Below are 23,120 nucleotides of genomic sequence, written 5' to 3'. Positions count from 1 at the left end.
CCGTGGACGACCGCTACCAGTACCTCCTCCTCATGGCCGGGTGCCTGGCCATCACCCTGCCGCTCGAGGTCGTCCTGCGGGCCCGCGTCTACCGGCGCCCCCGCCGCCTCCTGCTGGCCCTGCTGCCGATGCTCGTCGTGTTCCTCGCGTGGGACGTCCTCGGGATCGTCCGGGGGCACTGGACCTACAGCGAGCGGTACACGACCGGGATCCTCCTGCCCCTCGACATCCCGCTCGAGGAGCTCGTCTTCTTCGTCGTCGTCCCGATCTGCGCCCTGCTCACCTACGAGGCGGTCGGGACGGTGCTCGGGTGGCGGCGCGAGCGGGGGTCGCGCGATGCCTGAGTACACCGCGCTCGCCGTGCTGTCGGTCGTCGTCGTCCTGCTCCTCGAGCGGTTCTGGTTCCGCAGCGGGCTGCTGCGCCAGGGGCGGTTCTGGCTCGCCATGGTCATCGTCTACGCCTTCCACGTCCTCGTCGACGGGTGGCTGACGAAGCTGTCGGCGCCGATCGTCATCTACGACGAGGACCAGATCACCGGGGTGCGCATCCCGTGGGACATCCCCGTCGAGGACTACCTCTTCGGGTTCAGCATGATCGTGCTCACCCTGCTCCTCTGGCTGCGCGCCGGACGGGCCGAGGACGCCCTCGCCGCGGGGACGGGCCGCGCCGACACCACCGACGACCCGGAGGCCCGCCGATGACGCGCGACGACTGGGACCTCGCCGACGCCTTCGACCGCGCCGCCCCCACGTACGACGCGATGGTCGCCCTGTCGCCGGGGTACCACGACCAGCTGCGCACGGCCGCCGAGGCGCTCGTCGCCCGGCTTCCCGACGCCCCGTCGGGGACCGGTCGCCCGGTCACCGTCCTCGACCTCGGCTGCGGCTCGGGCGCGTCCACCCGCGCGGTCCTCACGGCCTGGTCCACCCGGGGCCGCGACCCGGCCGCCCTGCGCGTCACCGGGGTCGACGCCTCCGACGGGATGGTCGCCCAGGCGCGCGGCAAGGCCTGGCCCTCGACCGTCGAGCTCGTCGTGTCCGACGCGGTGGCCCACCTCGAGTCCCTGGCGGACGGCTCGGTCGACGGCGTGCTCGGGGCCTACCTGCTGCGCAACGTCCCCGACCGCGCGCGCCTCGTCCGCGAGGTCGCCCGCGTCCTGGCTCCCGGCGGGGCGATCGTCGTCCACGACTACTCGGTCGCCGGGTCGCTGCGGGCGCGGGCCGTCTGGGCCGCGGTGTGCCACGGCGTCATCATCCCGCTCGCCGTCCTCAAGCGCTCCGACGTCCCCCTCCACCGGTACCTCTACACGAGCGTGCGCGACTTCGACGCGGTCGAGACGGTCTGCGACCGGCTCCTCGTCGCGGGCCTCGTCGACGTGCGGCACCGCTCCTACCCCGGGTGGCAGGACGGCGTCGTCCACACCGTCGTCGGGTCGAAGCCCTCGTGAGCCCGCCCCTGGTCCCCCGACCCTCGCCGCGGTGGCGTCCCGGCCGCGACCGGCGCGCCGAGTTCCACCCGCCTCCCGAGCCGGCACCCGTCGGCCCGGGAGCCCCCAGCACCCCCGGAGAGCGCCACGTCGTCGTCGTCGGGGGCGGGATCGCCGGCCTCACGGCGTCCCTGGCCCTCGCCGAGCGGGGGGTGCGGGTGACGCTGCTGGAGCGGGACGGCCGCCTCGGCGGCCGGGTCCGGTCGTGGCCGGTGGCCCTGCCCGACGGCGCCGAGGGCCACATGAGCCGCGGCTTCCACGCGTTCTTCCGGCAGTACTACAACCTGCGGGCCGTCCTGCGCCGCGTCGACCCCTCCCTCGACGCGCTCCGGCCGCTCGACGACTACCCGCTCGCCCGGGCCGGCGGCGGGCTCGACTCCTTCGCCGGCATCCCCCGGACGCCGCCGTGGAACCTCGCGTCGTTCGTGGCGCGCAGCCCGAGCTTCGACCTCGCCGGGCTCGCGGCCGTCGACGTCGAGGCCGCGCTCGGGCTGCTCGACGTCGACTTCCCCGACACCTTCGTCGCCCTCGACGGCGTCAGCGCGGCCGAGGTGCTCGACCGGCTGCGGTTCCCCGAGGGCGCACGCCACCTCGCGCTCGAGGTCTTCGCCCGCAGCTTCTTCGCCGACCCCCGGGAGTTCTCCGGGGCCGAGCTCGTCGCGATGTTCCACCTGTACTTCGTCGGCTCGGCCGAGGGCCTGCTCTTCGACGTCCCGCGCGACGACTACGACTCGACCCTGTGGTCGCCGCTCGGTCGCCACCTCCACGGGCTCGGGGTCGAGGTCCGCACCGCGAGAGAGGTCCGCTCGGTCACCGAGGTCGACGGCGCCCTCCGCGTCCTGCACGGCCCACCCGGCAGCGCCGAGCAGGAGTGGTCGCCGGCCGACGGCGTCGTCGTCGCCCTGGACCCGAGCGGGCTGCGCCGGCTCACCTCCGCGTCACCGGGTCTCGGCGGCGACGGCCCCTCGGCGCGGGCCTGGCGGGAGTCGGTCGCCGACGTCCGCTCGGCCCCGGCGTTCGCCGTGTGGCGGCTCTGGCTGTCGGGCCGGGTCGCCGAGCACCGCGCGCCCTTCCTCGGTACGAGCGGCTACGGCCCCGTCGACAACGTCTCGGTCCTGGAGCGCTTCGAGGACCACGCGGCGAGATGGGGCGCGGCGCACGGTGGTTCGGTCGTCGAGCTGCACGCCTACGCGCTCCCCGAGGGGACCGACGAGGCCGACCTCCGTGGCCGGATGCTCGCCGAGCTGCACCGCCTCTACCCCGAGACCGCCGGGCTGGGCACCGTCCACGAGGAGTGGCTCGTCGAGCGCGACTGCGTCCTCGTCGGCCTCGAGCCGTGGGCGTCGCGCCCGGGCGTCGTCACGCCCGACCCGCGCCTCGTCCTCGCCGGCGACGCGATCCGGTGCGACCTCCCCGTCGCCCTCATGGAGCGGGCCGCGACGACCGGATGGCTCGCGGCCGACCGCCTCCTGACGTCGTGGGGCCTGCCGGGCCACGGCGTGTGGTCGGCCCCGACCCGGTCGCGGTTCGGGCCCGTGCCGCGGCTCGCCCGCGCAGGGATCCGGGCCTACCGCTCGGCGGCGGCGCGGCGCAGCTCGTAGAGCCGGGCGGCGTAGACGAGGTCGTCGGCCCACAGCTGGGTGGCCGAGGCGCGCATCCCGACCCGCACGAGCGGCGCGAGCGAGCGGGCCACCCGGAACCCGGTGCGCTCGGAGGTCGCCACGACGGCCTCGGTCATCACCGTCGCCGCGGGGTGCACGCCGGGGGCGGTGAGGGGGGTCGCGTGCGTCTCGACGACGCTCCCGACGCCCTCGCCACCGGTGATCGTCATGACGACGGTGTGCGAGTCGGGACAGGTGAACTCGGCCCGCACGGGGACGGCGAAGGTCCTACCGAGCCGGTACGCGACGTCGAGGACGAGCCGGTCGGGGCTCGACGCCCGGTCGTCGACGGCGAGGTCGCTGAACGCGTAGGGGTGCAGCCAGGCCCCGTGCCAGGGGTCGAGGCGGTTCGCCACGACGTCGCGCGGCTCGCACACGGCCGGCAGGGAGATGACCGACGCGATGGCGCCGGCGGGGTCGGGTCGGGTGGCGAGGACCGGAAGGGGTGTGGGCTCGACGCCCTCCTCCACCGGGCCGACGCGGACCCAGAGCAGGACGCCGTCGTCGTGGGCCGCGAAGGTGCGCCAGGCGCCGTCGCCCGCACGGCCGAGCGGCATCCCGTGCCAGCGGCACAGCACCGTGCCCTCGACGACGTCGCAGTCGGCGAGCGGGGCCCCGAGGTGCGGACACGCCCCGGGCCCGGCGAGGAGGGAGCCGTCGGCGTCGCGCCAGAGGACGACCTCGCGGCCGGCCACCGTCCGCAGCAGCGTCCGCCCGTGGCCGAGCTCGGTCGAGGCGGCCGCGACGAGCCAGCCGTGCGTGGGGCGACCGAGGGCGTCCTCGACCGCCGCGTCGATCCGGGCCGGCCTCGCCTCGCGCCACGTGCCCCGCAGGTGGGCGGGGGGCGTCTGCGGGAGCCGGCGCACCGGGACCCGGCGCCGGACCTCGGCGCGCCAGGAGCGGTCGGTGCGCAGGAGGCTCACCCCGCCACGCTAACCCGCGGGCGGCGCCGGCGACCAGAGCCTCGACGCACGCACGAGCGGGAGGGCGCGTGGACGGCGCGCAGACGGCGCGGGGAGGACACTGGGCCGATGGACATCCGGTCGGCGGGCGTGTGGGTGACCGCCGCCGAGCTGCGGGTCGCGGCGACCGGGCCGCGCCCCCCGGAGGAGGTCTGGGACCGCTACACCCGTCCCGCCGCGTGGCCGACGTGGGCGCCCCACCTCCGCGAGGTCGACCACCCGCACGAGACGGTCCGTCCGGGGACCACCGGGCGGGTCACCGGGGTCGGCGGGCTCGTCGCGGTCTTCCACGTCGACGCGGTCGACGAGGAGGCGCGGCGCTGGACGTGGCGAGCCCGTTCGGGACCGGTCCGGCTGGCCTTCGAGCACGGGGTCGACGCGGCCACCCCGGAGTCCGGACACCCCGGGGGCAGCACCGCCTGGATCCTCGCCCGGGGCCCCGGGCCGCTCGTCCTCGGCTACGCGCCCCTGGCGCGGTGGGCGCTGGGTCGGCTCGTCGCCGACGACTGAGCGGCGGCGCTCCTCACCGGTCCGCGGTCGTCCGCGTGAGGCGGTCGTGCAGCGGCAGGAGATCGCGCTCAGGCGGCGGGTGCGACCGGGGTCGGGTCGGCGGTGATGACGATGCCGACCCGCGGCGCCGGCCGTCGCCCGACGAGCCCTCCGACGCGGTCGGCGATCGTCGCGAACCGCGCCGGGAACCCGTACTTCGCGACGACGGCGCGGCGGACGGCCGCGATCCCCTCGGCGTCCCGCAGGACCTCGGCGGTCCCGCGGTACGTCGGCGCCCCGGGCTCGACCTGGCCCCGGATGGAGCAGGCGCGCAGCTCGACGCGGGTGGTGTGCGCCAGGCGCTTGGTCTTGCCCGTCCCGTCGACCGAGATGACGACGAGACGGCTGGGGTCGCCCTCGGCGGGCGAGATCCAGACGGGGGTGGCGACGCCCTCCCCCGTGCGGCGGAAGGTCGTCAGCTCGGCGTACTTCGCTGCGGCCAGGGGGTGCGGCGAGGGGTGTCCCGCGGTCTCGGTCATGGCCTCAGGGTAGGTCCGGCCGTCCCGGCAGAGGCCCGGGTGGCGAGCTCTGCGTCCCCCGATGCGCGAGATCGGCCCGGGTACCGCTACGCTTGACCTCAGTTGTTGAGCTTTCCGTTGTGCAGTGGTTGCAGGATCGTCCCGCCGGGGCGAGAGGCGCTTTCTGAGCAGAGGTACGCACCAGGCATCACCAACGTGGAGGCCACCGATTCGTGGTGGCGCTCCTCCCTCAGAAAGAAGGCCAAGTTATGGCTACTGGCACCGTGAAGTGGTTCAACGCCGAGAAGGGCTTCGGCTTCATCGCCCCCGACGACGGCTCCGCCGACGTCTTCGCCCACTACTCGGCGATCAACTCGAACGGCTACCGCTCGCTCGACGAGAACGCCAAGGTCGAGTACGAGACCCAGCAGGGCCCGAAGGGCCCGCAGGCCGCGAACATCTCGGTCATCGGCTGAGCATCGCGCCACCTCGCGTCCCGTAGGGACGCACCCACGACCGCCGTCCGGACTCCGGGCGGCGGTCGTGCGTCGTCGGGCACTAGCGTTCGGCCATGACCGCGCGGATCGACCTCAACGCCGACCTCGGGGAGTCCTTCGGCACCTGGGTGCTCGGCGACGACGAGGCGATGCTCGACGTCGTGACGAGCGCCAACGTCGCCTGCGGGTTCCACGCCGGGGACGCGAGCACGATCCGGCGCACCGTCGCCGCCGCGGCCGCCCGCGGGGTCGCCGTCGGCGCACAGGTCGGCTACCGCGACCTCGCCGGCTTCGGCCGCCGCCGGATCAACATGGACCCGGTCGACCTCACCGCCGACGTCCTCTACCAGCTCGGCGCGCTCGAGGCGATGTGCCGCGTGGCCGGCACCCGCGTCGCGTACGTCAAGCCGCACGGCGCCCTCTACACGACCGCGGCGGTCGACGAGGTCCAGGCCGGAGCCGTCGTCGAGGCCGTCGCCACCTACGACCGCACCCTCCCGCTCCTCGGCCTGCCCGGCTCGGTGCTCCTCTCGCTCGCGGCGGACGCCGGCGTGCCCACGGTCGCCGAGGCCTTCGCCGACCGCGGGTACACCGCGTCGGGCCACCTCGTCCCCCGCGGTGCCGAGGGCGCCCTGGTCCACGACCCCGACGAGGTCGCGGCACGCGTCCTGCGGCTCGTCACCGAGGGCACGGTCGTCGCGGTCGACGGCTCGGTCGTCGAGGTCGCGGCCCGGTCGGTGTGCACCCACGGCGACACCCCGGGAGCGGTCGAGGTCGCGCGGGCGGTGCGCTCGGCGCTCGAGGCGGCCGGCGTCGTCGTCTCCTCGTTCGTCGAGCCCTCCGCCGGGTCGTGAGCGGGATCCCGGTCGAGGTCCTCCCGGTCGGCGAGGGCGGGCTGCTCCTCGAGGTCGCCGACCTTCCCTCGGTCCTCGCGCTCGCCGGGGTGCTGCGCCCCCTCGCCGGGGTCGCGGTCGGGCCGTGGCGGCGGGTCACCGACGTCGTCCCGGCCGCCGGCACCGTCCTCCTCGCCACGAGCGAGGGCGCCGACCTCGCGGCGCTCGCCGCCGACGTCCGACGGCTCGCCGCCTCCGCGGACCCGACCCCGGCGGCGGGTGCGGGGGCCGCGGACGACCCGGTGGTCGAGGTCCCGGTCGTGTACGACGGGCCCGACCTCGACGAGGTCGCCCGCCTCACCGGCCTGGCGCCGGAGGAGGTCGTCACCGCCCACACCGGTACGCCGTGGCAGGTCGCCTTCGGCGGCTTCGCGCCCGGGTTCGCCTACCTCGTGGGTGGCGACCCGCGCCTGGCCGTCCCGCGCCGGGACACCCCGCGCGCGAGCGTCCCCGCCGGGTCGGTCGGCCTCGCCGGCGCGTACTCGGGCGTCTACCCGAGGTCCTCGCCCGGTGGGTGGCAGCTCCTCGGGGTGACCGACGCCGTCCTGTGGGACGTCGACCGCGACCCGCCGGCCCTCCTGGCACCGGGTCACACGGTGCGCTTCGTCGCCGTCGACCGCGCCGGGCGCGCGGAAGGGCCCGCCGACGGCGGGACCGGGTCGTGACCCCCTCCCTCGAGGTGCTCGCCACCGGACCCCTCGTCCTCGTCGAGGACGAGGGCCGGCCGGGGCACGCCGCCGTCGGGGTCCCGCACTCGGGTGCCGCCGACCTCGGGGCGCACCGCCTCGGCGCCCGGCTCGTCGGGCACGACCCGTCGCTCGCCTCCCTCGAGGTGCTCCTCGGCGGGCTCGCCGTCCGGGCACGGGGACGCCTCACCGTCGCCCTCACCGGGGCCCTCGCTCCCGCCACGGTCGACGGCCGCCCCGTCGCGCACGCGTCCGTCGTCGACGTCCCCGACGGGGCGGTCCTGCGCCTCGGGACACCGCCGCACGGGCTGCGCACCCACCTCACGGTGCGCGGCGGCATCGACGTCGCGCCGGTGCTCGGGTCGAGGTCGGCCGACACGATGTCGGGGCTCGGCCCACCGCCGGTGCGGCCCGGCGACGTCCTGCCCGTCGGGTCTCCCGGCCCGTCGTTCCCCACCGTCGACCACGCCGTCCAGCGGGCGGCCCCCCACACCGGGACGACCGTCCTGCGTTGCCTCCCCGGGCCACGCGCCTCGTGGGTGGGTGACGACGAGCGCCTCGGAGGACTGCTCGGCCCGGTGTTCACCGTCGGCGGCGACAGCGACCGGATCGGCCTGCGACTCACCGGGTCCCGGGTCGAGCGCACCCCGGAGCACCGGGACCTCGAGCTCCCGAGCGAAGGGCTCGTCCGGGGCGCCGTCCAGGTCCCACCCGGCGGCGAGCCCGTCGTCTTCCTCGCCGACCACCCCGTCACCGGTGGCTACCCGGTCGTCGCCGTCCTCGACCCGGACTCCGCCGACCGTGCGGCCCAGCTCCGTCCCGGCGACCGGGTACGCCTCTCCCGCTGACCGCGTCAGAGGGGTGGTGCGGCCGCACCGCCGCGGTGGCCGCCGGTCAGGGCCCCGGAGCGTCCCAGCCGTACGTGACCTCGGGTCGGCCGACCCCGGGGTAGCGGTTGCCGCGTCGCGCGCGGCCGCTGTCGACGAGGTGCTCGGCGTACCGGCGGGCCGTGACCCGGCTGACCCCGAGGGCGTCGCCGAGCTCGGCGGCCGACATCGCGGCGCCGGCGTCGCGCAGCACCGCGGACGCGCGCCCGAGGAGGTCCTCGGTCATCCCCTTCGGGACCGTCGGCGCGGACGCCGGTCGCAGCCGGGCGATCATCGAGTCGACCTGCGCCTGGGTGTCGGCCTCGGCCGCCCCGCCGAGCTGCTCGCGGTAGGCGCGGTAGGCCTCGAGCCGGTCGCGCAGGGTCGGGAAGACGAAGGGCTTGAGGACGTACTGGACGACCCCGAGCGAGACGGCGGAGCGGACCATCTCGAGGTCGCGCTGTGAGGTGACGGCGATGACGTCGGCGCCGTGGCCGTGGCCGCGCATCGCCCGCACGACGTCGAGCCCGGGCAGGTCGGGCAGGCCCATGTCGAGGAGGACGAGGTCGACCGTCTCGCGGTCGAGGTGGCGCAGGGCGTCGCGGGCCGTCAGGGCCACCCCGGACACGGCGAACCCGCTCACCCGCCCGACGTAGGCGGCGTGCGCCTCGGCGACGACGGGGTCGTCCTCGACGACGAGGACGTCGATCCGGCCGTCGGGCGTCACGAGGCGCCGTCCGGGTCCAGGGGCAGGGTGACGGTGACCCGACCGCCGGGAGGCGCTCCGAGCTCGAGGCTCCCGCCGAGCCGGGTCACGGTGTGCCGCACCAGTGCCAGCCCGAGCCCGCGCCCTCCGGCGCCGTCGGACGGCTTGGTCGAGAACCCCCGCTCGAGGACGCGCTCGCGCAGCCCGTCGGGGATCCCTGGCCCGGTGTCGGAGACGACGAGCTCGAGGTGGTCGCCGTCGGTGTGGGACGTCAGCTCGACCCGGCGCTCGCCCGCGGTGCCCGTGACGGCGTCGAGGGCGTTGTCGACGAGGTTGCCGACGACGGTGACGACGTCACGCGCCGACGCGGTCCCCGCCGGCCAGGTGAGGTCGGGGTCGATGACGAGGTCGACGCCGCGCTCGTGCGCCTCGGCCGACTTGCCGAGCAGCAGCGCCGACAGCGCGGGGTCCTCGACCCCTGCGACGACCCGGTCGGTGAGGACCTGCGCCCGCGCGAGCTCCTCGGTCGCGAACTCGACCGCCCGCTGCGGGTGCCCGAGCTCGATGAGCGAGACCATCGTGTGCAGCCGGTTGCTCGACTCGTGCGCCTGCGAGCGCAGCGCCTCGGTGAGGCTGCGGGCCTGCCCGAGCTCGCCGGTCAGCTCCTCGAGGTCGGTGCGGTCGCGGATCGTCACGACCGACCCGAGGTCCTCGCCGTCGCGCAGCGCCCGCGACTTGTTGACGACGAGGACGCGCCGCTCCGTGACGTGGAGGTCGTCCTCGCGGCCCTCCTCGTCGGTCATCGCGGCGACGAGGGGCCCCGCGAGGCCGAGGTCGGCGACGAGAGCGCCCGAGGGGTCGCCGTCCAGCCCGAGGAGGCGCACGGCCTCGTCGTTCGCCAGCCGCACCCGGCCGCCGGGGTCGACGAGGACGAGCCCCTCGGTCACCGAGTGCAGGACGGCGTCGTGGTGGTCGTGCATCGTCTGCAGCTCGCGGGCCGACAGGCCCCGCGTCTGGCGCCGCACCCGGCGGGCGATGAGTGCGGCCCCGAGTCCCCCGAGGACGCCCGCGACGACACCGGCGACGGCGAGCGGCACGAGCTCGGCCGACATCAACTCGTCGACGTCACCCTCGCTCACCCCCACGGCGACGAGCCCGACGACCCGGCCGTCGTCGAGGACCGGCACGACGGCACGACGGCTCGGCCCCAGGGTGCCGACGTAGTCCTCGAGGACCGTCCCGCCGGCGAGCGCGGCCTCGGTGGTGCCGAGGAACCGCTTGCCGATCTGGGTGGGGTCGGGGTGGCTGTAGCGGATCCGCTCGGGGCTCATGACGACGACGAAGTCGGTCGCGGTGCGCAGCCGGACGCCCTCGGCGAGGGTCTGCAGGGCGCCGGAGGTGTCGCGCGAGATCACGCCCTCGACGACCTCCGGCTCGGCCGCCACCGACTGCGCGACGGCGAGCACCTGGGTCGTCGCCTGCTGGGTCACCGCGCGGCGGGCCTGCGCGTACGCGGCGGCCAGCCCGGCGAGGACGACGGTGGCCACGAGGGCGACGACGAGGGCCGTGGTCTGCGCCGCGACGCTGCGCCTCAACACGCGCTCAGGCCCGGATCGCGGCAGGGTGGTCCGTGAACACTGCGTACACAACGGTGACGATAGCCCGCGCGTTCGCGACCCTCGATCGACGGCACCCGCCCGGACAAAGGAGTTCGCGCCATGAGCAGCACCCTCGACAGGCCCACGACGCCCGAGGACACCCCGCCCACCGAGACGAAGCGGGACCGCACCCACTTCCTCTACATGGCGGTCATCGTCGCCATGCTCGCCGGCATCGCCGTGGGCTTCCTCTTCCCGGAGTTCGGCAAGGAGCTCAAGCCGCTCGGGACCTTCTTCGTCAACCTCATCAAGATGATGATCGGCCCGATCATCTTCGTGACGATCGTCCTCGGCATCGGCTCGGTGAAGCGCGCGGCCCAGGTCGGCAAGGTCGGCGGGCTCGCGCTCGGCTACTTCGTCGCGATGTCGACCGTCGCGCTGGCCATCGGCCTCGTCGTCGGCAACATCGTCAAGCCCGGCGCCGGACTCAACCTCACCGACGAGCTCGCCAAGAGCGGCCAGGAGGCCGCCGCCACCGAGGCCGAGTCGACGACCGACTTCATCCTCGGTCTCGTCCCCGACACCCTCGTGTCGGCGCTGACCTCCGGCTCGGTCCTGCAGGCGCTGCTCGTCGCCCTCCTCGTCGGCTTCGCGCTGCAGAAGATGGGCCCGTCGGGCGAGCCGATCCTGCGCGGCATCAAGCACGTCGAGAAGCTCGTCTTCCGGCTCATGGCGATGATCATGTGGCTCGCGCCCGTCGCGGCGTTCGGCGCGATGGCCGCCGTCGTCGGCGCCACCGGCATCGACGCCCTCAAGAGCCTGGGCCTGATCATGGTGGCGTTCTACGTCACCTGCGCGATCTTCGTCTTCGGCATCCTCGGCACCATGCTGCGGGTCGTCGCGGGCATGAACGTCTGGTCGCTCTTCCGGTACCTCGGCCGCGAGTTCCTCCTCATCCTGTCGACGTCGTCCTCGGAGTCCGCGCTGCCGCGGCTCATCGCGAAGATGGAGCACCTCGGGGTCTCCCGCCCGGTCGTCGGCATCACCGTCCCGACCGGCTACTCGTTCAACCTCGACGGCACCGCGATCTACCTGACGATGGCCTCGCTGTTCATCGCCGAGGCGCTCGACAAGCCGTTCAGCCTGGGCCAGCAGGTCTCGCTGCTCGTGTTCATGATCATCGCGAGCAAGGGCGCCGCCGGTGTCACGGGCGCCGGGCTGGCGACCCTCGCCGGTGGCCTGCAGTCGCACCGCCCCGACCTCGTCGACGGCGTCGGCTTCATCGTCGGCATCGACCGGATGATGAGCGAGGCGCGCGCGCTGACGAACTTCGCGGGCAACGCCATCGCCACGGTCCTCATCGGGACGTGGGTCGACGAGATCGACAAGGAGCAGTGGCAGGCGGTCCTCGCCGGCGACCGCCCCTTCGACGAGGCGACGATGATCGACGAGCACGACGAGCCGGGTCCCGACCAGCGCGACCTCGTCGGCGACCCGCTCTCCCGCACCCAGGGCCACTGACACCACTCACCGAGTGCTGCCGGGCAGGTCGTGTCGCGATCACGACACGTCCTGCCCGGTAGGTCGCGGTTCAGGTGAGGGCGAGGACGAGCACGACGACGGTGACGACGACGAACCCGATCCGGGAGAGCCGGCTGCTGTGGGGGCTCCATCCGGGGTCGGCCATGCCGGACACCGTAGGGGCCGTGCTCAGCCCGTGGGGGAGACCGAGACGACCACCTTGCCGCGAGCCTTCCCCGCGGCAACGTGGTCGATCGCCGTCGCGGCCTTCTCGAACGGCGCCACGAGGTCGATGATCGGCCGCACGGCTCCGGTGGCGACGATGGCGTCGAGCTCGGCGAGGTCGGTGCCGAGCTCCTTCGACACGTGCATGACGAGCCGTTGCCGCACGAACGGGCTGAGCAGCGCCGCGGCCATCGAGTGGTGCAGGCCGGCGGTGAGCCGACCCCCGCTCTCGGTCCCGATGCAGACGAGGGTGCCGCGCTCGGTGAGGACGCCGCGCAGCTCGCGCCGTGGGCGGTTGCTCGCGATGTCGAGGACGACGTCGTAGCGGACGCCCTCGGCGTCGAGGGCGTCGCGGCTGCGGTCGAGGACGTGGTGGGCGCCGAGGCGGCGCGCGAGGTCGGCGGCTCCGGGGCCGCAGACCGCCGTGACCGTGGCGCCGGCGGCCGTGGCGAGCTGGACGGCGAGGTGGCCGACCCCGCCGGAGGAGCCGACGACGAGCACGCGCTGCCCCGGGGCGACGCCGGCGCCCCGGATCGCCTGGTGGGCGGTGAGCCCCGAGACGGGCAGGGCGGCGGCCTCCTCGGTCGAGAGGTCCGCCGGCGGGTGGGCGATGCGACGCACCGAGGTGACGACGAGCTCGGCGAGGGAACCGTCGGCGGTGCCGTGGACGGGGTCGCCCACCGCCCAGCCGGGGACGCCCGGGCCCACCGCCTCGACCGTGCCGGCGAAGTCACGCCCGGGGGTGCGGTACCGCGGCCCGGGGGTGCGCAGGCCGAGCCCGAGGCGGGCCAGGAGCGGGGTCCCGGTCATGACGTGCCACGTGCCCCGGTCGACGGCCGCCGCGCCGACGCGGACGAGCACCTCGCCCTCCCCGGGCCTCGGGTCGGGCAGGTCGGCGACCCGGAGCTGCTCGGTGCCGCCGTACTGGTCCTGGACGATGGCGCGCATCGCGCCCTCCTTACGGTGTAAGTTCATGGATCGCGAGAACGGTAGCCTTACGTCGTAAGATGGCGCAAGGCCGCACCCCTCCGGGATCTCCCTGACCCGACCCTGATCCGCCGCCCGACCCAACCGCGCCCGCCCCACCGCCCGAGGAGACCGATGCCACCCGCCCGCCCGGCCCTGACCCGCGAGCGCGTCGTCGCGGAGGCCGTCGCCCTCGCCGACGCCGACGGCCTCGGTGCCCTGTCGATGCGCGCGCTCGCCGGGCGGCTCGGCGTCGAGGCGATGTCGCTCTACCACCACGTCCCCGGCGGCAAGGACGCCCTGCTCGACGCCATGGTCGACGCCGTCGTCGCCGAGATGCACCTGCCCGGCACCGGCGGCGACTGGCGGACCGAGATCCGGCTGCGTTCGGTGTCCGGGCGCGAGGCGCTGCGGCGGCACCGGTGGGCGGTCGGCCTCATGGACGCCAGCCGCACCCCCGGCCCGGCGACGATCGCGCACCACGACGCCGTCATCGGCTGCATGCTCGCGAGCGGCTTCACCCTGCCGGCCACCGGTACCGCGTTCGCCCTCGTCGACGCCCACCTCTACGGCTTCCTCCTCCAGGAGAACGCCCTCCCCTTCGAGACGACCGACGAGCTCGCGGCCATCGGCGCCGACCTCCTCGTCCCCGAGGTCCGCGCCGCCTACCCGCACTTCACCCGCTTCGCCGAGAGCTACGCCATGCAGCCCGGCTACGCCTTCGGCCACGAGTTCGAGCCGAGCCTCGACCTCGTCCTCGACGCCGTCGCACGGCTCCTCGACCCGGCTCGGCCGCCCTCGCAGCCCCACGTGGTGCAGCCCGTGGCCGCGCCGCCACCGGTCGAGGTCCTCGCGCCCGTCCTCGGTGTCGACGGCTGCCCCGGGGGCTGGGTCGGGGCGCTGCTCGTGCCCGGCGCCCCGAGGCCGAGGGTCGTCCTCGCCCCGACGATCGCCGAGCTCGTCGAGACGGTCCGGGCCGACGTCGACCTCGGGGTCGTCGGCATCGACATCCCCATCGGCCTGCCGGACAGCACGATCCGTCAGGCCGACGTCCTCGCCAGGCGTGAGCTGCGCGGCGGTGCCAGCTCGGTCTTCACCACGCTCACCCGGGCCGCCTACCTCGAGACCACCCGTGCCGACGCCGACGGCGTCAACCGCGGGCTCAGCGGCCAGGGCGTGGGTGCGCAGGCGTTCGCCCTGCGCGCCAAGATCCTCGAGGTCGACGCGTGGCTGCGGTCGCGCCCGACCGTCGAGGTGGTCGAGGTGCACCCCGAGGTGTCGTTCCGGGCGATGACCGGAGGGGCCGCACTGCCGCGCAAGAAGACCGAGGAGGGGCAGCGGGCACGGCTCGACGCCCTGGCCGCGGCCGGGGTGGCGCGCCCGTCGGTGCTGTCCGGTCGCGGGTACGCGGCGGACGACGTCCTCGACGCGTGCGCCGTGGCGTGGACCGCGGCCCGTCGGGTCGCCGGGCTCTCCCGCTCCCTCCCCGAGCAACCCGAGGTGTTCTCCGACGGGATCCGGGCCACCATCCACGTCTGACCCGCACCACGGTCGCCGTGGCGCGGGTCGCGCTGGCAGGGTGGCGCCATGACCGCACGCGTCTCGCACACGACCATCGACTGCCGCAACGCCTACGAGCTCTCCGAGTGGTGGAAGGGGGTGCTCGACTACGTCGACGTCGAGGGCGACCCCAACCTCCCGGGTCACGAGGAGTGCATGATCCTCAGCCGCGACGGCTCGCACCGGCTCCTCTTCATCGAGGTCCCCGAGGCCAAGACGCTGAAGAACCGCCTCCACCTCGACCTCGACCCGGTCGAGGGCACCCGTGACGAGGAGCTGGCCCGGCTGCTCGCCCACGGCGCCACCGAGGTCGCCGACCACCGCGGCATCCACGGACCCGGCAGCGGCTGGGTCATCCTCGCCGACCCGGAGGGCAACGAGTTCTGCATCCTGCGCAACGCCGCCGAGCGCGCGGCGGCCGGGACGACCCAGGCGTGAGACGACGCCGATCCCGTCGGCGCGTGCGGAACAGGGCGTGACGGCCGGGAGTTGACGCCGGGGAAGATCGCTCGCCGGCGCCCTGCCGCCCGTCCCAGGAGACCGCATGCCCGACTGGAACCAGAACATCATCGACGAGTTCCGCGCCAACGGCGGCACCGTCACGACGATGGGGTTTGGCCGCGCCCTCGTCCTCCTCCACCACACCGGGGCCCGCACCGGGACACGGCGGGTGGCGCCCCTCGCGGCGGTCCGCGCCGACCGCGACACCTGGCTGGTCGCGGCCTCCAAGGGCGGGGCGCCCGACAACCCCGACTGGTTCCACAACGTCCTCGCCCACCCGGACGTCGCGATCGAGACCCCCGACGACGGGACGGTCGAGGTCACGGCGCGCGCCCTCGAGGGGACGGCGAGGGACGACGCGTGGGGACGGTTCACGGCGATGTCCGACGGGTTCCGCGACTACGAGAAGAAGACGACGCGCGTCATCCCGGTCGTCGAGCTGACCCGCCGATGACGACCGCGCCGGCGTCCGCGACCTCCTCGGACCGTCGCACGCGCCGCTGGACCGCGGCCGACGTCCCCGACCTCACGGGACGGCGTGCCCTGGTCACCGGTGCGAACAGCGGGATCGGCGCGGTGCAGGCCCGTGTCCTCGCCGAGCACGGCGCCGACGTCGTCCTCGCCGCCCGCCGGCCCGAGGCGGCCCGGGCCGTCGCCGACCGGATCTCCGCCTCCGGGGCGCCCGGGGCCGTGTCGGTGGAGGAGCTCGACCTCGCCTCGCTCGACTCGGTGCGCGCCCTCGCGGCACGGCTCGAGGGACCGCTGCACCTCCTCGTCAACAACGCCGGGGTCATGGCCCCGCCGCGCCGGCGGGAGACCGTGGACGGCTTCGAGCTGCAGTTCGGCACCAACCACCTGGGCCACTTCGCGCTCACCGGGCTGCTCCTCCCCCGCCTGCTCGAGGCACCCGCCGCCCGCGTCACGACGGTGTCCTCGCTCGCGCACTTCTCCAGCGACGGGCGCGTCGCCGAGGGCAACCCGCCCGACGACTACGACCCGCAGACCTCGTACGGACGCTCCAAGCTCGCGAACCTCCTCTTCGCGACCGAGCTGCACCGCCGCACGCAGGAGCCGGGCTCGCCGCTCGCGACGATCGCCTCCACGGCGGCCCACCCCGGGGTGTCCAACACCCGCCTGTTCTCCAGCCGCGACGGGATGGGCGCCCTCGCCGTCGTCCGCCTGCTGGCCCCGGTCGTCGGGCGCGTCGTGCTCGCCAGTCCGGAGCGCGGTGCCGAGGCCGTGCTCAACGCCGCCACGGTCGCCCCGGCCGGCGCCTACATCGGGCCGACGTGGCTCGGCGGCTCGCGCGGGCCGGTCGGCGAGGTCGGGCGCTCGCCCTGGGGTGCCGACGCCGACCTCGCCCGCCTCCTGTGGGACCGCAGCGAGGAGCTGACGGGGGTCCGCTACCCCGCCTGAGGACGTCGTGGCACGGCAGGATGACGAGCAGCGGCGGTTCCGCTCCCTCCCGCCTGGTGCCGGCACCGTCGAGCGGGACGACCCCGCCGGAGAGAGGAGCCCACCGTGGCCCGCGTCATCGTCTCGAACATCGTGTCCCTCGACGGGTCGTTCGACGGTCCCGTCAACGGGGTCCTGGACCTGCCGATGGACCCGGCGTTCGACGCCCACAACCTCGAGCGGTTCCGTGCCGCCGACACCGTGCTGCTCGGCGCCCGGTCGTACGAGGGCTTCTCCTCGTACTGGCCGGCGATCCAGCACCACCCGCCGGTCTCCGCCGACGACGACCCGGCCGCGGCCCGGATGTACGACGACGTCAACCGCGCCATCAGCCGCCGGTACGACGAGGTCGACGTCCTCGTCGTGTCGGACTCGACCGTCGTCGCCGATGACGCGCCGTGGCGGGAGCGGACGACGGTGGTGCCCCGCGCCGACATCGCGACGGTCCTCTCCGCCCGGCCGGGTGAGTGCGTCGTGTTCGGCAGCCGGACGATGTGGAACGGGTTGCTGGCGCGGGGCCTCGTCGACGAGCTCCACCTCATGGTCGGGGCGCGCTGGCTCGGCGGCGGCACCCCGCTCCTCGACGCCGCGACCGAGCTCCGGCTGCTCGACGTGCGACGGTTCGAGGGGTCCGACAACGTCGTCCTCGTCTACGCCCCCGTCGCCGCTCCCGCGGACGCCGGAGTCGAGCACTAGGGCGAGACTGCTCCGCGCGCTCGCATCGAGATCGACCCGTGGGTCACGCCTGACCCGCCCGCTGTTCCACCCGCTGTTCCTCGTTCTCGAACGGCCGGGCAGCCCCAGCCCGTGCCACTCTCCGAGCTCTTCTGTCGACATCGCGCACCGTGGTCCACAACGACGAATTGTGTTGCCCTCCATCCACATTCGGTGAATCGAGCACTTGTCCGACACTGCTCGCACCGGTAGAATCGGGGACAGGGGAAGGGGGAGTGATGGGCACGACGGCAGGGCACGCAGGCAGCACCGCGGTGGGTCCGGACGAGCTGCTGCCGTCACTCCTGGAGGTCACGCGAGTCCTGGCCGAGCTGCCGGCGATGGCCAGCCGCGGTGACCGCGACGGGTGGAGCGAGGTCATCCGGTCGTGCCAGCAGATCGTCAACGCCGCGACCGCGGTCCAGGACGACGCCGTGGTACGGCTGGTGGCGATCGAGCCGTTCGTGCTCGACGACGGCACGGTCGCGGAGTCGCACCGGGCTCCCGGTCACGTCGCCCTCGACGGCCCTGCGCTCGTGGCGAGCGCGCTCGAGGTCAGCCAGGCCCACGCCGACCGCCGGGTCCGTGGCGCGGTCCGCATCGCTGCCGACGGCCCCGCCGGCACGACGACCTGCACCGGTCTCGGGGGCCTCCACGACGCGATGCGCGAGGGGACGCTCGACTCGTACCGCGCGAGCGTCGTCGCCGACGAGCTCGAGGAAGCGCCACCCGAGGTCGCCGAGACCGTCGTCGCCTCCCTCGCCGAGCACCTCCACCGCGAGACGGCGCCCCAGCTCCGTCGGCGGTGCCGCCGTCTCCTGGCGCGGATCAGCCCCGACCTCCTGCGCCGTCGCGCGACCCGCGCCCGCGAGGAGTGCGGGCTGCGGCGCTGGGTGGGCGAGCCGGGCGTCGACCGGTGGGAGGCGAGCTTCCCCAGTGAGGACGCCGCCCGCGCCTGGGCCGCCATCGACGCCCGGGCCCAGCAGCTCGTCGCCGACGGGACGTTCCAGCGGGTCGACCGGGCACGGGCGCAGGCGCTCATCGACCTCGTCACCGACAACGCGGTCATCACGACCGTCATCACCCTCACCGTCCCCGCCGCGTCGCCGGTGCGTGGGCCGCTCGCGGTAGCCCCTGCACCGGTGGTCCCCGTGCAGCCGGCCGCCGAGGTCCGCGGTCCGGGGGCGGTCAGCGCCCTCGTCGAGGCGGCCGCCGAGGCCCGCGGGCCGGGAGCGGGTGACGCCTTCGTCGAGGTGGCCACCGGACGCGGCAGCGAGGGCGTGCTCGTCCCCACCGCGTGGGTCGAGGCGCAGCTGACCGCACCGGAGGTCACCGTCGAGGTGCGCCCGTGCGACGCCGCGACCGGTGCCCTGCTCCCCGACGGCAGCACCGACGCCTACCGACCACCGGAGGAGCTGACGCGCCTGGTCCGCCAGCGCGACTCCCGATGTCGCTTCCCCGGGTGCAGCATCGCCGCCCGGTTCTGCGACCTCGACCACGTGCGGCCCTGGCCGGCCGGCCCGACCGCCGCCGACAACCTCGTCTGCCTCTGCCGGCGACACCATCGGGTGAAGCAACGTCCCGGATGGAGGGTCGTGCTCGCGCCCGACGGGCGCGTCACGTGGACCGAACCCACCGGACGCGTCCGGACGACCCTGCCCCTCGACGCCCTCCACGCCCTCACGCTCCCGGCCCTCACGCTCCCGGCCCTCCCGTCGGTCCCATCGCTCCCGAGCCGACGCGCCCACGTTCCCGACACCGACACCGACACCGACACCGACACCGACACCGACGATCGACCGCGGGAGACCTCCTCCGACACCCGGGCGCCGGAGGGCGGCCGAGGTGTGGGGCACAGCGCCTTCAGCCGGGCGGAGTTCGTCCTCGAGCACGCGATCGGCGACTCGGCAGCAGGCCACGGCGTCCGCACCCGCCGTCGCGACGGCACACGCCGGGCGCCGGACCTCCACCTGACCAGCGGGAACGAGGTCACGGCCGGCCCGCACCCCGCGGGGTGCCGGCGCCGACGACCGGCCCTCCGGCGCCCCGGACGCGACGACCCACCCGAGCTCCCACCGTTCTGAGCGCCCCCCGCCTCCCACCGCCCGTCGACCACCTGCTTGTCGAACCTCACGCGCCGCTGACGTGCCCGGATCCACCGCGCCGACCCGAGCCCCGGAGACGTCTGCAACCCTTGACCCATGTCGTTGCGGCGCGCCAACCTGTCTCGGATCTCGGGTGGACTGTTCGACGTCCTGGTCGTCGGCGGCGGGATCAACGGCGCGGTCTCGGCCGCCAGCCTCGCCGGCCGCGGCGCCACCGTCTCGCTCGTCGACCGCGGCGACTTCGGGGCGTTCACGAGCCAGGAGTCGAGCAACCTCGTCTGGGGCGGCTTCAAGTACCTCGAGAACTACGAGCTCCCCCTCGTCTTCGGCCTGTGCCGCTCGCGCAACCGCTTGATGAAGGCCTACCCCGACAACGTCCGCGAGATCGGCTTCCTCGCCGCCCTCGACCGCACCGCCCCCTACCGACCGTGGTTCGCGGCCCTCGGCGCCACCGCCTACTGGGGCATCGGGGGGTTCGGGACCGGCCGGCCGCACCTGCTGAGCGCGAAGGACCTCGAGACCGAGGAGCCCGCCGTCGACACGACGACGGTCCGCGGCGCCATCCAGTACCAGGACGCCTACCTCGTCGACAACGACTCCCGCTTCGTCTTCTCCTTCGTCCGCTCGGCGATCGAGGCCGGCGCGAGCGTCGCCAACTACGTCGAGCTCGTCCACGCCGAGCGCGACGGCGACCGCTGGGTGTGCACCCTGCGCGACACCGACACCGGCGAGGAGCACACCACCCAGGCGCGCGTCCTCGTCAACGCCGCCGGCCCGTTCGTCGACGCCGTCAACGACGACCTCGCCACGACCACGGGCCACCGGATCGTCTACTCCAAGGGGATCCACCTCGTCGTCCCGCGCCTCACGACGACCCGCCACGACCGGGTCCTCGCCTTCTTCGACGACACCCAGCGGCTCTTCTACGTCATCCCGATGGGCCACCGCTCCGTCATCGGCACCACCGACACCCGCGTCGACGAACCCTTCACGAGCGTCACCGATGACGACCGCGACTTCCTCCTCGCCCAGATCAACGACCGCCTCGACCTTCCGGCACCCCTGACGAGGGCCGACGTCATCGCCGAGCGCTGCGGCGTCCGCCCCCTCGTCGTCAGCCGCGGAGGGAGCGACCACACCGAGGCCGACTGGACGACCCTGTCGCGCAAGCACGTCGTCGAGCGCGACGACGCCCGTGCCGTCGTCACGATCCTCGGCGGCAAGCTCACCGACTGCCTCAACGTCGGGGCGGAGGTCGCCGCCGACGTCGAGGCGCTGGGCGTCCCCCTCGAGGACGACCTCCACAACTGGTACGGCGAGCCCGCCACGGCGACCCGGGCTGAGTTCTACCGCCAGGCGCGCCTCATGCGGCTCGACAGCCTCCGGACCCGACCCGATGCCGAGCCGCTCACCGACCGCCTCTGGCGCCGCTACGGCCGCCGGGCCTTCGACATGCTCGAGGCGATCCGCGCCGACCCGCGGATGGGCGAGGACGTCATGGGGTCGACCGACTACCTGCGCATCGAGCTCCACAACGCGGCCGAGCACGAGCTGGTCGTGACCCTCGACGACTTCATGCGACGGCGGAGCAAGATCGACCTCGTCGTGCGCGACGAGGACATCATCGGCTCGCCGGGGCTGCGCGAGGTCGCCGAGATCCTCTTCGGCGCGGACGCCGAGCGCCGCCTCGCCGACTACCTCGAGGCCAAGACCAGGCGCGAGGCGAGTGGCGACCAGCTCAGGCCGTCGGGGACTCCGCGACCCGCTTGAGGCGCGACAGCCCCTTCTCGAAGTCGGGACCGACGAGTGAGTCCATCGACTTCACCACCGAGAACACCCGCATGAGCGGGCTGAGCTCGCCGTCCATCCGCCACTCCACGGTCGTCGCGTCCGTGCCCGAGGGCGTCAGGGTGAACACGAAGGTGTTGTCGGCGGGGAACGGCTTGTCGAAGTGGAGGTCCGCGCCCACCGCGTCCGGCTCGTCCCGGGTGATCCGCATCCACCCCTTGCCGGCCTTCTTGTCGCCCTCCCAGGCGTAGTGGGCGCCGACGCCGTGGTCGGGTCCGGTGTAGGTGCGCTCCATGGCGGGGTCGACGTCCTCCCACGGCGACCAGGCGGTCCACTCGTGGAAGTCGCGCAGGAGCCCGCGGATCCGCTCGGGAGGCGCGGCGATCGTGGCGGTGCGGGTGACGGTGTACGGCTTTCCCATGGCCGGATCGTCCCAGCCCCGCGCGCGCGGGGCCAGACCCCCGAGGTCACGGCCCGGCCACGGAACGACAGCGAGCTCACAGGTGGCTCGCACCCGCCGCCGAGGACCGCCCGCGACGGTGGAGCCATGGAGACGACGACGCACCCCACCGTCCGCGACCTCATCGCCGAGCTCGCGGCGACCGAGGACGTCCTGCGCGAGCACCGCCGCCGCCCGGTCCCCACCGACCGCGCCGTCCGCCACCGCCAGGGGGAGATCGTCTCCGAGCTGCGCCGCCGCCGCGTCCACACCTGACCGGAACACCCGGGCGCTCTCGGCGGTTGGCCCCGTCATGCGCATCCTCGTCATCGGCGGCCACGGCAAGGTGGCCCGCCTCCTCCACCCGCTCCTCGCCGCCCGCGGGCACGACGTCACCGCCGTCATCCGCAACGCCGACCACGCGGCCGACGTCGATGGCGACGGCGCCCGACCGCTCGTCGCCGACGTCGAGTCCCTCGACACCGACGGCATCGCCGAGCTCCTGCGCGGCCACGACGCCGTCGTGTGGTCCGCCGGCGCCGGCGGGGGCGACCCGAGGCGCACCGACGCCGTCGACCGTGACGCGGCGATCCGCTCGATGGACGCCGCGGCGGCTGCGGGAGTCAACCGGTACGTCATGGTCTCGTACTTCGGCGCCGGGCCGGATCACGGTGTGCCGGAGGGCGACCCGTTCTTCACCTACGCCGCCGCCAAGTCCGCGGCCGACGCCCACCTCGAGGGCACCGACCTCGCGTGGACGATCCTCCGGCCGAGCCGGCTCACCGACGACGCGGCCACCGGCGCGATCGAGACCTCGCGCACGGGCGCGACGAAGGGCTCGGTCCCGCGGGGCGACGTCGCCCGGGTCGTCGCCGAGACCCTCGAGCGCCCCGGCCTCGGGGGCTCCGTCATCGAGTTCAACACCGGGCCGACGCCCATCGCCGACGAGCTCGACGCCACCCCGACGACCCGCTGACGAAGCGACGCGGCCGCGGGGCTCCCCCTGACGCCCCGGGAGTGACACGCTGGACCCAGCCGTCGAGAGGAGCCGCCGTGCCACGCCCCGTCCACTTCGAGATCCAGGTCGACGACCTCGACCGCGCGCGGACCTTCTACGGCGACGTCTTCGGCTGGACCTTCGCGGACTGGAGCCACGTCACCGGGTCCCCCTACTGGGGGGTGACGACCGGTGACGAGGAGGACGGCATCGACGGCGGTCTCCAGCAGAGGGAGGCCCCGGTCGCCGAGGGGTCCGGCGCCAACGCGGCGATCCTCACCATGGCCGTCGACGACTACGACGCCACGGCCGAGAAGATCACGGCGGCCGGTGGCCGCGTGGTCCGGGACAAGGCAGCCCTGGCGGGGATGGCCTGGCAGGGCTACTACCTCGACACCGAGGGCAACACCTTCGGCATCCACCAGGCCGACGAGAACGCCCACTGACGCCGCCGCCGACGGCGCACCCCGGGGTCCAGGGCTCCGG

Annotated in this window: 26 protein-coding genes; 20 read left to right on the top strand and 6 right to left on the bottom strand. The window is 74.7% G+C overall.

The features are described from left to right. Positions 1 to 2 precede the first annotated feature (2 nt). The 4 genes from ACFWN3_RS11305 to ACFWN3_RS11290 are packed head-to-tail and all read left to right on the top strand — an operon-like array spanning position 3 to position 3,088. Complete coding sequence (locus tag ACFWN3_RS11305) at positions 3 to 344, top strand: lycopene cyclase domain-containing protein (protein ID WP_377639610.1); 342 nt, start codon at positions 3 to 5, stop codon at positions 342 to 344. Then, on the top strand, positions 337 to 702 hold the full coding sequence (locus ACFWN3_RS11300; RefSeq protein ID WP_377639608.1) for a lycopene cyclase domain-containing protein: 366 nt from the start codon (positions 337 to 339) through the stop codon (positions 700 to 702). The genes ACFWN3_RS11305 and ACFWN3_RS11300 overlap by 8 nt, the downstream gene beginning before the upstream one ends. Then, positions 699 to 1,448 carry a class I SAM-dependent methyltransferase gene (locus ACFWN3_RS11295; RefSeq protein WP_377639606.1) on the top strand — a complete coding sequence of 250 codons (750 nt, stop codon included), beginning with the start codon at positions 699 to 701 and terminating at the stop codon, positions 1,446 to 1,448. The genes ACFWN3_RS11300 and ACFWN3_RS11295 overlap by 4 nt, the downstream gene beginning before the upstream one ends. Next, positions 1,445 to 3,088, top strand: coding sequence for an FAD-dependent oxidoreductase (locus ACFWN3_RS11290; protein WP_377639604.1), 1,644 nt, complete (start codon positions 1,445 to 1,447; stop codon positions 3,086 to 3,088). The genes ACFWN3_RS11295 and ACFWN3_RS11290 overlap by 4 nt, the downstream gene beginning before the upstream one ends. On the opposite strand, the gene ACFWN3_RS11285 is transcribed toward ACFWN3_RS11290, so the two are convergent. Beyond that, a complete protein-coding gene (locus ACFWN3_RS11285) occupies positions 3,055 to 4,071 on the bottom strand; it encodes a DUF5914 domain-containing protein (RefSeq protein ID WP_377639602.1) in 1,017 nt (338 codons plus the stop codon). The genes ACFWN3_RS11290 and ACFWN3_RS11285 overlap by 34 nt on opposite strands. 108 nt (positions 4,072 to 4,179) lie before the next feature. Here ACFWN3_RS11285 and ACFWN3_RS11280 point away from each other — a divergent pair, with 108 nt between their 5' ends. After that, positions 4,180 to 4,620 carry an SRPBCC family protein gene (locus tag ACFWN3_RS11280; protein WP_377639600.1) on the top strand — a complete coding sequence of 147 codons (441 nt, stop codon included), beginning with the start codon at positions 4,180 to 4,182 and terminating at the stop codon, positions 4,618 to 4,620. 68 nt (positions 4,621 to 4,688) lie between these two features. On the opposite strand, the gene ACFWN3_RS11275 is transcribed toward ACFWN3_RS11280, so the two are convergent. After that, the gene (locus tag ACFWN3_RS11275; protein WP_377639598.1) at positions 4,689 to 5,138 is read right to left on the bottom strand and encodes a PPOX class F420-dependent oxidoreductase; all 450 of its coding nucleotides are present in this window, start codon (positions 5,136 to 5,138) and stop codon (positions 4,689 to 4,691) included. 248 nt (positions 5,139 to 5,386) lie between these two features. Between ACFWN3_RS11275 and ACFWN3_RS11270 the strand changes: the two genes are divergently transcribed. The 4 genes from ACFWN3_RS11270 (at position 5,387) to ACFWN3_RS11255 (ending at position 8,041) form a co-directional block, all read left to right on the top strand. Next, the gene (locus ACFWN3_RS11270; protein ID WP_377639596.1) at positions 5,387 to 5,593 is read left to right on the top strand and encodes a cold-shock protein; all 207 of its coding nucleotides are present in this window, start codon (positions 5,387 to 5,389) and stop codon (positions 5,591 to 5,593) included. A 95-nt stretch (positions 5,594 to 5,688) separates the two neighbouring features. Beyond that, the gene (locus ACFWN3_RS11265; protein WP_377639594.1) at positions 5,689 to 6,468 is read left to right on the top strand and encodes a LamB/YcsF family protein; all 780 of its coding nucleotides are present in this window, start codon (positions 5,689 to 5,691) and stop codon (positions 6,466 to 6,468) included. Next, positions 6,465 to 7,172, top strand: a complete 708-nt coding sequence (locus tag ACFWN3_RS11260; RefSeq protein WP_377639592.1) for an allophanate hydrolase subunit 1 — start codon at positions 6,465 to 6,467, stop codon at positions 7,170 to 7,172. Before ACFWN3_RS11265 ends, ACFWN3_RS11260 begins: the two co-directional genes overlap by 4 nt. Next, positions 7,169 to 8,041 (top strand): biotin-dependent carboxyltransferase family protein, encoded by an 873-nt coding sequence (locus ACFWN3_RS11255; RefSeq protein WP_377639590.1) that lies wholly within the window; start codon positions 7,169 to 7,171, stop codon positions 8,039 to 8,041. Before ACFWN3_RS11260 ends, ACFWN3_RS11255 begins: the two co-directional genes overlap by 4 nt. Positions 8,042 to 8,087: 46 nt before the next feature. Here ACFWN3_RS11255 and ACFWN3_RS11250 read toward each other — a convergent pair whose 3' ends face one another. Further along, positions 8,088 to 8,786, bottom strand: a complete 699-nt coding sequence (locus tag ACFWN3_RS11250; RefSeq protein WP_377639588.1) for a response regulator — start codon at positions 8,784 to 8,786, stop codon at positions 8,088 to 8,090. Next, a complete protein-coding gene (locus tag ACFWN3_RS11245) occupies positions 8,783 to 10,363 on the bottom strand; it encodes an ATP-binding protein (protein WP_377639586.1) in 1,581 nt (526 codons plus the stop codon). The genes ACFWN3_RS11250 and ACFWN3_RS11245 overlap by 4 nt, the downstream gene beginning before the upstream one ends. A 120-nt stretch (positions 10,364 to 10,483) precedes the next feature. Here ACFWN3_RS11245 and ACFWN3_RS11240 point away from each other — a divergent pair, with 120 nt between their 5' ends. Continuing rightward, complete coding sequence (locus ACFWN3_RS11240) at positions 10,484 to 11,884, top strand: cation:dicarboxylate symporter family transporter (RefSeq protein ID WP_377639584.1); 1,401 nt, start codon at positions 10,484 to 10,486, stop codon at positions 11,882 to 11,884. A gap of 189 nt (positions 11,885 to 12,073) precedes the next feature. On the opposite strand, the gene ACFWN3_RS11235 is transcribed toward ACFWN3_RS11240, so the two are convergent. Continuing rightward, on the bottom strand, positions 12,074 to 13,084 hold the full coding sequence (locus ACFWN3_RS11235; protein WP_377639582.1) for an NAD(P)-dependent alcohol dehydrogenase: 1,011 nt from the start codon (positions 13,082 to 13,084) through the stop codon (positions 12,074 to 12,076). A gap of 126 nt (positions 13,085 to 13,210) precedes the next feature. Here ACFWN3_RS11235 and ACFWN3_RS11230 point away from each other — a divergent pair, with 126 nt between their 5' ends. From ACFWN3_RS11230 to ACFWN3_RS11200, 7 genes are all read left to right on the top strand, one after another. After that, a complete protein-coding gene (locus ACFWN3_RS11230) occupies positions 13,211 to 14,614 on the top strand; it encodes a DUF429 domain-containing protein (RefSeq protein WP_377639580.1) in 1,404 nt (467 codons plus the stop codon). A gap of 48 nt (positions 14,615 to 14,662) precedes the next feature. Continuing rightward, on the top strand, positions 14,663 to 15,073 hold the full coding sequence (locus tag ACFWN3_RS11225) for a VOC family protein (protein WP_377639579.1): 411 nt from the start codon (positions 14,663 to 14,665) through the stop codon (positions 15,071 to 15,073). 106 nt (positions 15,074 to 15,179) lie between these two features. Then, the gene (locus ACFWN3_RS11220; protein WP_377639577.1) at positions 15,180 to 15,590 is read left to right on the top strand and encodes a nitroreductase/quinone reductase family protein; all 411 of its coding nucleotides are present in this window, start codon (positions 15,180 to 15,182) and stop codon (positions 15,588 to 15,590) included. After that, positions 15,587 to 16,552: an oxidoreductase gene (locus tag ACFWN3_RS11215; protein WP_377639575.1), complete on the top strand. Its 966-nt coding sequence runs from the start codon at positions 15,587 to 15,589 to the stop codon at positions 16,550 to 16,552. The genes ACFWN3_RS11220 and ACFWN3_RS11215 overlap by 4 nt, the downstream gene beginning before the upstream one ends. A 105-nt stretch (positions 16,553 to 16,657) precedes the next feature. Next, positions 16,658 to 17,287: a dihydrofolate reductase family protein gene (locus ACFWN3_RS11210; protein WP_377639573.1), complete on the top strand. Its 630-nt coding sequence runs from the start codon at positions 16,658 to 16,660 to the stop codon at positions 17,285 to 17,287. A gap of 257 nt (positions 17,288 to 17,544) precedes the next feature. Then, the gene (locus tag ACFWN3_RS11205) at positions 17,545 to 19,389 is read left to right on the top strand and encodes an HNH endonuclease signature motif containing protein (protein ID WP_377639571.1); all 1,845 of its coding nucleotides are present in this window, start codon (positions 17,545 to 17,547) and stop codon (positions 19,387 to 19,389) included. Between the two features lie 117 nt (positions 19,390 to 19,506). Further along, on the top strand, positions 19,507 to 21,180 hold the full coding sequence (locus ACFWN3_RS11200) for an FAD-dependent oxidoreductase (RefSeq protein WP_377639569.1): 1,674 nt from the start codon (positions 19,507 to 19,509) through the stop codon (positions 21,178 to 21,180). Here the strand turns inward: ACFWN3_RS11200 and ACFWN3_RS11195 are convergent. Further along, positions 21,149 to 21,619, bottom strand: coding sequence for an SRPBCC family protein (locus ACFWN3_RS11195; protein WP_377639567.1), 471 nt, complete (start codon positions 21,617 to 21,619; stop codon positions 21,149 to 21,151). The two genes, ACFWN3_RS11200 and ACFWN3_RS11195, sit on opposite strands and share 32 nt — an antisense overlap. A 126-nt stretch (positions 21,620 to 21,745) precedes the next feature. On the opposite strand from ACFWN3_RS11195, the gene ACFWN3_RS11190 reads away from it, so the two are divergent. From ACFWN3_RS11190 to ACFWN3_RS11180, 3 genes are all read left to right on the top strand, one after another. After that, positions 21,746 to 21,913, top strand: coding sequence for a hypothetical protein (locus tag ACFWN3_RS11190; RefSeq protein ID WP_377639565.1), 168 nt, complete (start codon positions 21,746 to 21,748; stop codon positions 21,911 to 21,913). A gap of 37 nt (positions 21,914 to 21,950) precedes the next feature. Then, entirely contained in the window at positions 21,951 to 22,613 is a 663-nt protein-coding gene (locus ACFWN3_RS11185) for an SDR family oxidoreductase (protein WP_377639563.1), read from the top strand. 77 nt (positions 22,614 to 22,690) lie between these two features. Beyond that, the gene (locus ACFWN3_RS11180; protein WP_377639561.1) at positions 22,691 to 23,080 is read left to right on the top strand and encodes a VOC family protein; all 390 of its coding nucleotides are present in this window, start codon (positions 22,691 to 22,693) and stop codon (positions 23,078 to 23,080) included. Positions 23,081 to 23,120 lie beyond the last annotated feature (40 nt).

The organism is Oryzobacter terrae, assembly GCF_042756445.1.
Taxonomy (GTDB): domain Bacteria; phylum Actinomycetota; class Actinomycetes; order Actinomycetales; family Dermatophilaceae; genus Oryzobacter; species Oryzobacter terrae.
Note: the sequence above shows the minus strand (reverse complement) of the source record. Positions and strands in the feature narration are given on the sequence as shown.

What these genes read in the sequence shown, in the direction of transcription:
- ACFWN3_RS11300 (WP_377639608.1), top strand. Translation starts at nt 337, where the DNA reads ATGCCTGAGTACACCGCGCTCGCCGTGCTGTCGGTCGTCGTCGTCCTG.
- ACFWN3_RS11295 (WP_377639606.1), top strand. Translation starts at nt 699, where the DNA reads ATGACGCGCGACGACTGGGACCTCGCCGACGCCTTCGACCGCGCCGCC.
- ACFWN3_RS11280 (WP_377639600.1), top strand. Translation starts at nt 4,180, where the DNA reads ATGGACATCCGGTCGGCGGGCGTGTGGGTGACCGCCGCCGAGCTGCGG.
- ACFWN3_RS11275 (WP_377639598.1), bottom strand. Translation starts at nt 5,138, where the DNA reads ATGACCGAGACCGCGGGACACCCCTCGCCGCACCCCCTGGCCGCAGCG.
- ACFWN3_RS11270 (WP_377639596.1), top strand. Translation starts at nt 5,387, where the DNA reads ATGGCTACTGGCACCGTGAAGTGGTTCAACGCCGAGAAGGGCTTCGGC.
- ACFWN3_RS11265 (WP_377639594.1), top strand. Translation starts at nt 5,689, where the DNA reads ATGACCGCGCGGATCGACCTCAACGCCGACCTCGGGGAGTCCTTCGGC.
- ACFWN3_RS11240 (WP_377639584.1), top strand. Translation starts at nt 10,484, where the DNA reads ATGAGCAGCACCCTCGACAGGCCCACGACGCCCGAGGACACCCCGCCC.
- ACFWN3_RS11235 (WP_377639582.1), bottom strand. Translation starts at nt 13,084, where the DNA reads ATGAACTTACACCGTAAGGAGGGCGCGATGCGCGCCATCGTCCAGGAC.
- ACFWN3_RS11230 (WP_377639580.1), top strand. Translation starts at nt 13,211, where the DNA reads ATGCCACCCGCCCGCCCGGCCCTGACCCGCGAGCGCGTCGTCGCGGAG.
- ACFWN3_RS11225 (WP_377639579.1), top strand. Translation starts at nt 14,663, where the DNA reads ATGACCGCACGCGTCTCGCACACGACCATCGACTGCCGCAACGCCTAC.
- ACFWN3_RS11220 (WP_377639577.1), top strand. Translation starts at nt 15,180, where the DNA reads ATGCCCGACTGGAACCAGAACATCATCGACGAGTTCCGCGCCAACGGC.
- ACFWN3_RS11215 (WP_377639575.1), top strand. Translation starts at nt 15,587, where the DNA reads ATGACGACCGCGCCGGCGTCCGCGACCTCCTCGGACCGTCGCACGCGC.
- ACFWN3_RS11205 (WP_377639571.1), top strand. Translation starts at nt 17,545, where the DNA reads ATGGGCACGACGGCAGGGCACGCAGGCAGCACCGCGGTGGGTCCGGAC.
- ACFWN3_RS11200 (WP_377639569.1), top strand. Translation starts at nt 19,507, where the DNA reads ATGTCGTTGCGGCGCGCCAACCTGTCTCGGATCTCGGGTGGACTGTTC.
- ACFWN3_RS11195 (WP_377639567.1), bottom strand. Translation starts at nt 21,619, where the DNA reads ATGGGAAAGCCGTACACCGTCACCCGCACCGCCACGATCGCCGCGCCT.
- ACFWN3_RS11190 (WP_377639565.1), top strand. Translation starts at nt 21,746, where the DNA reads ATGGAGACGACGACGCACCCCACCGTCCGCGACCTCATCGCCGAGCTC.
- ACFWN3_RS11185 (WP_377639563.1), top strand. Translation starts at nt 21,951, where the DNA reads ATGCGCATCCTCGTCATCGGCGGCCACGGCAAGGTGGCCCGCCTCCTC.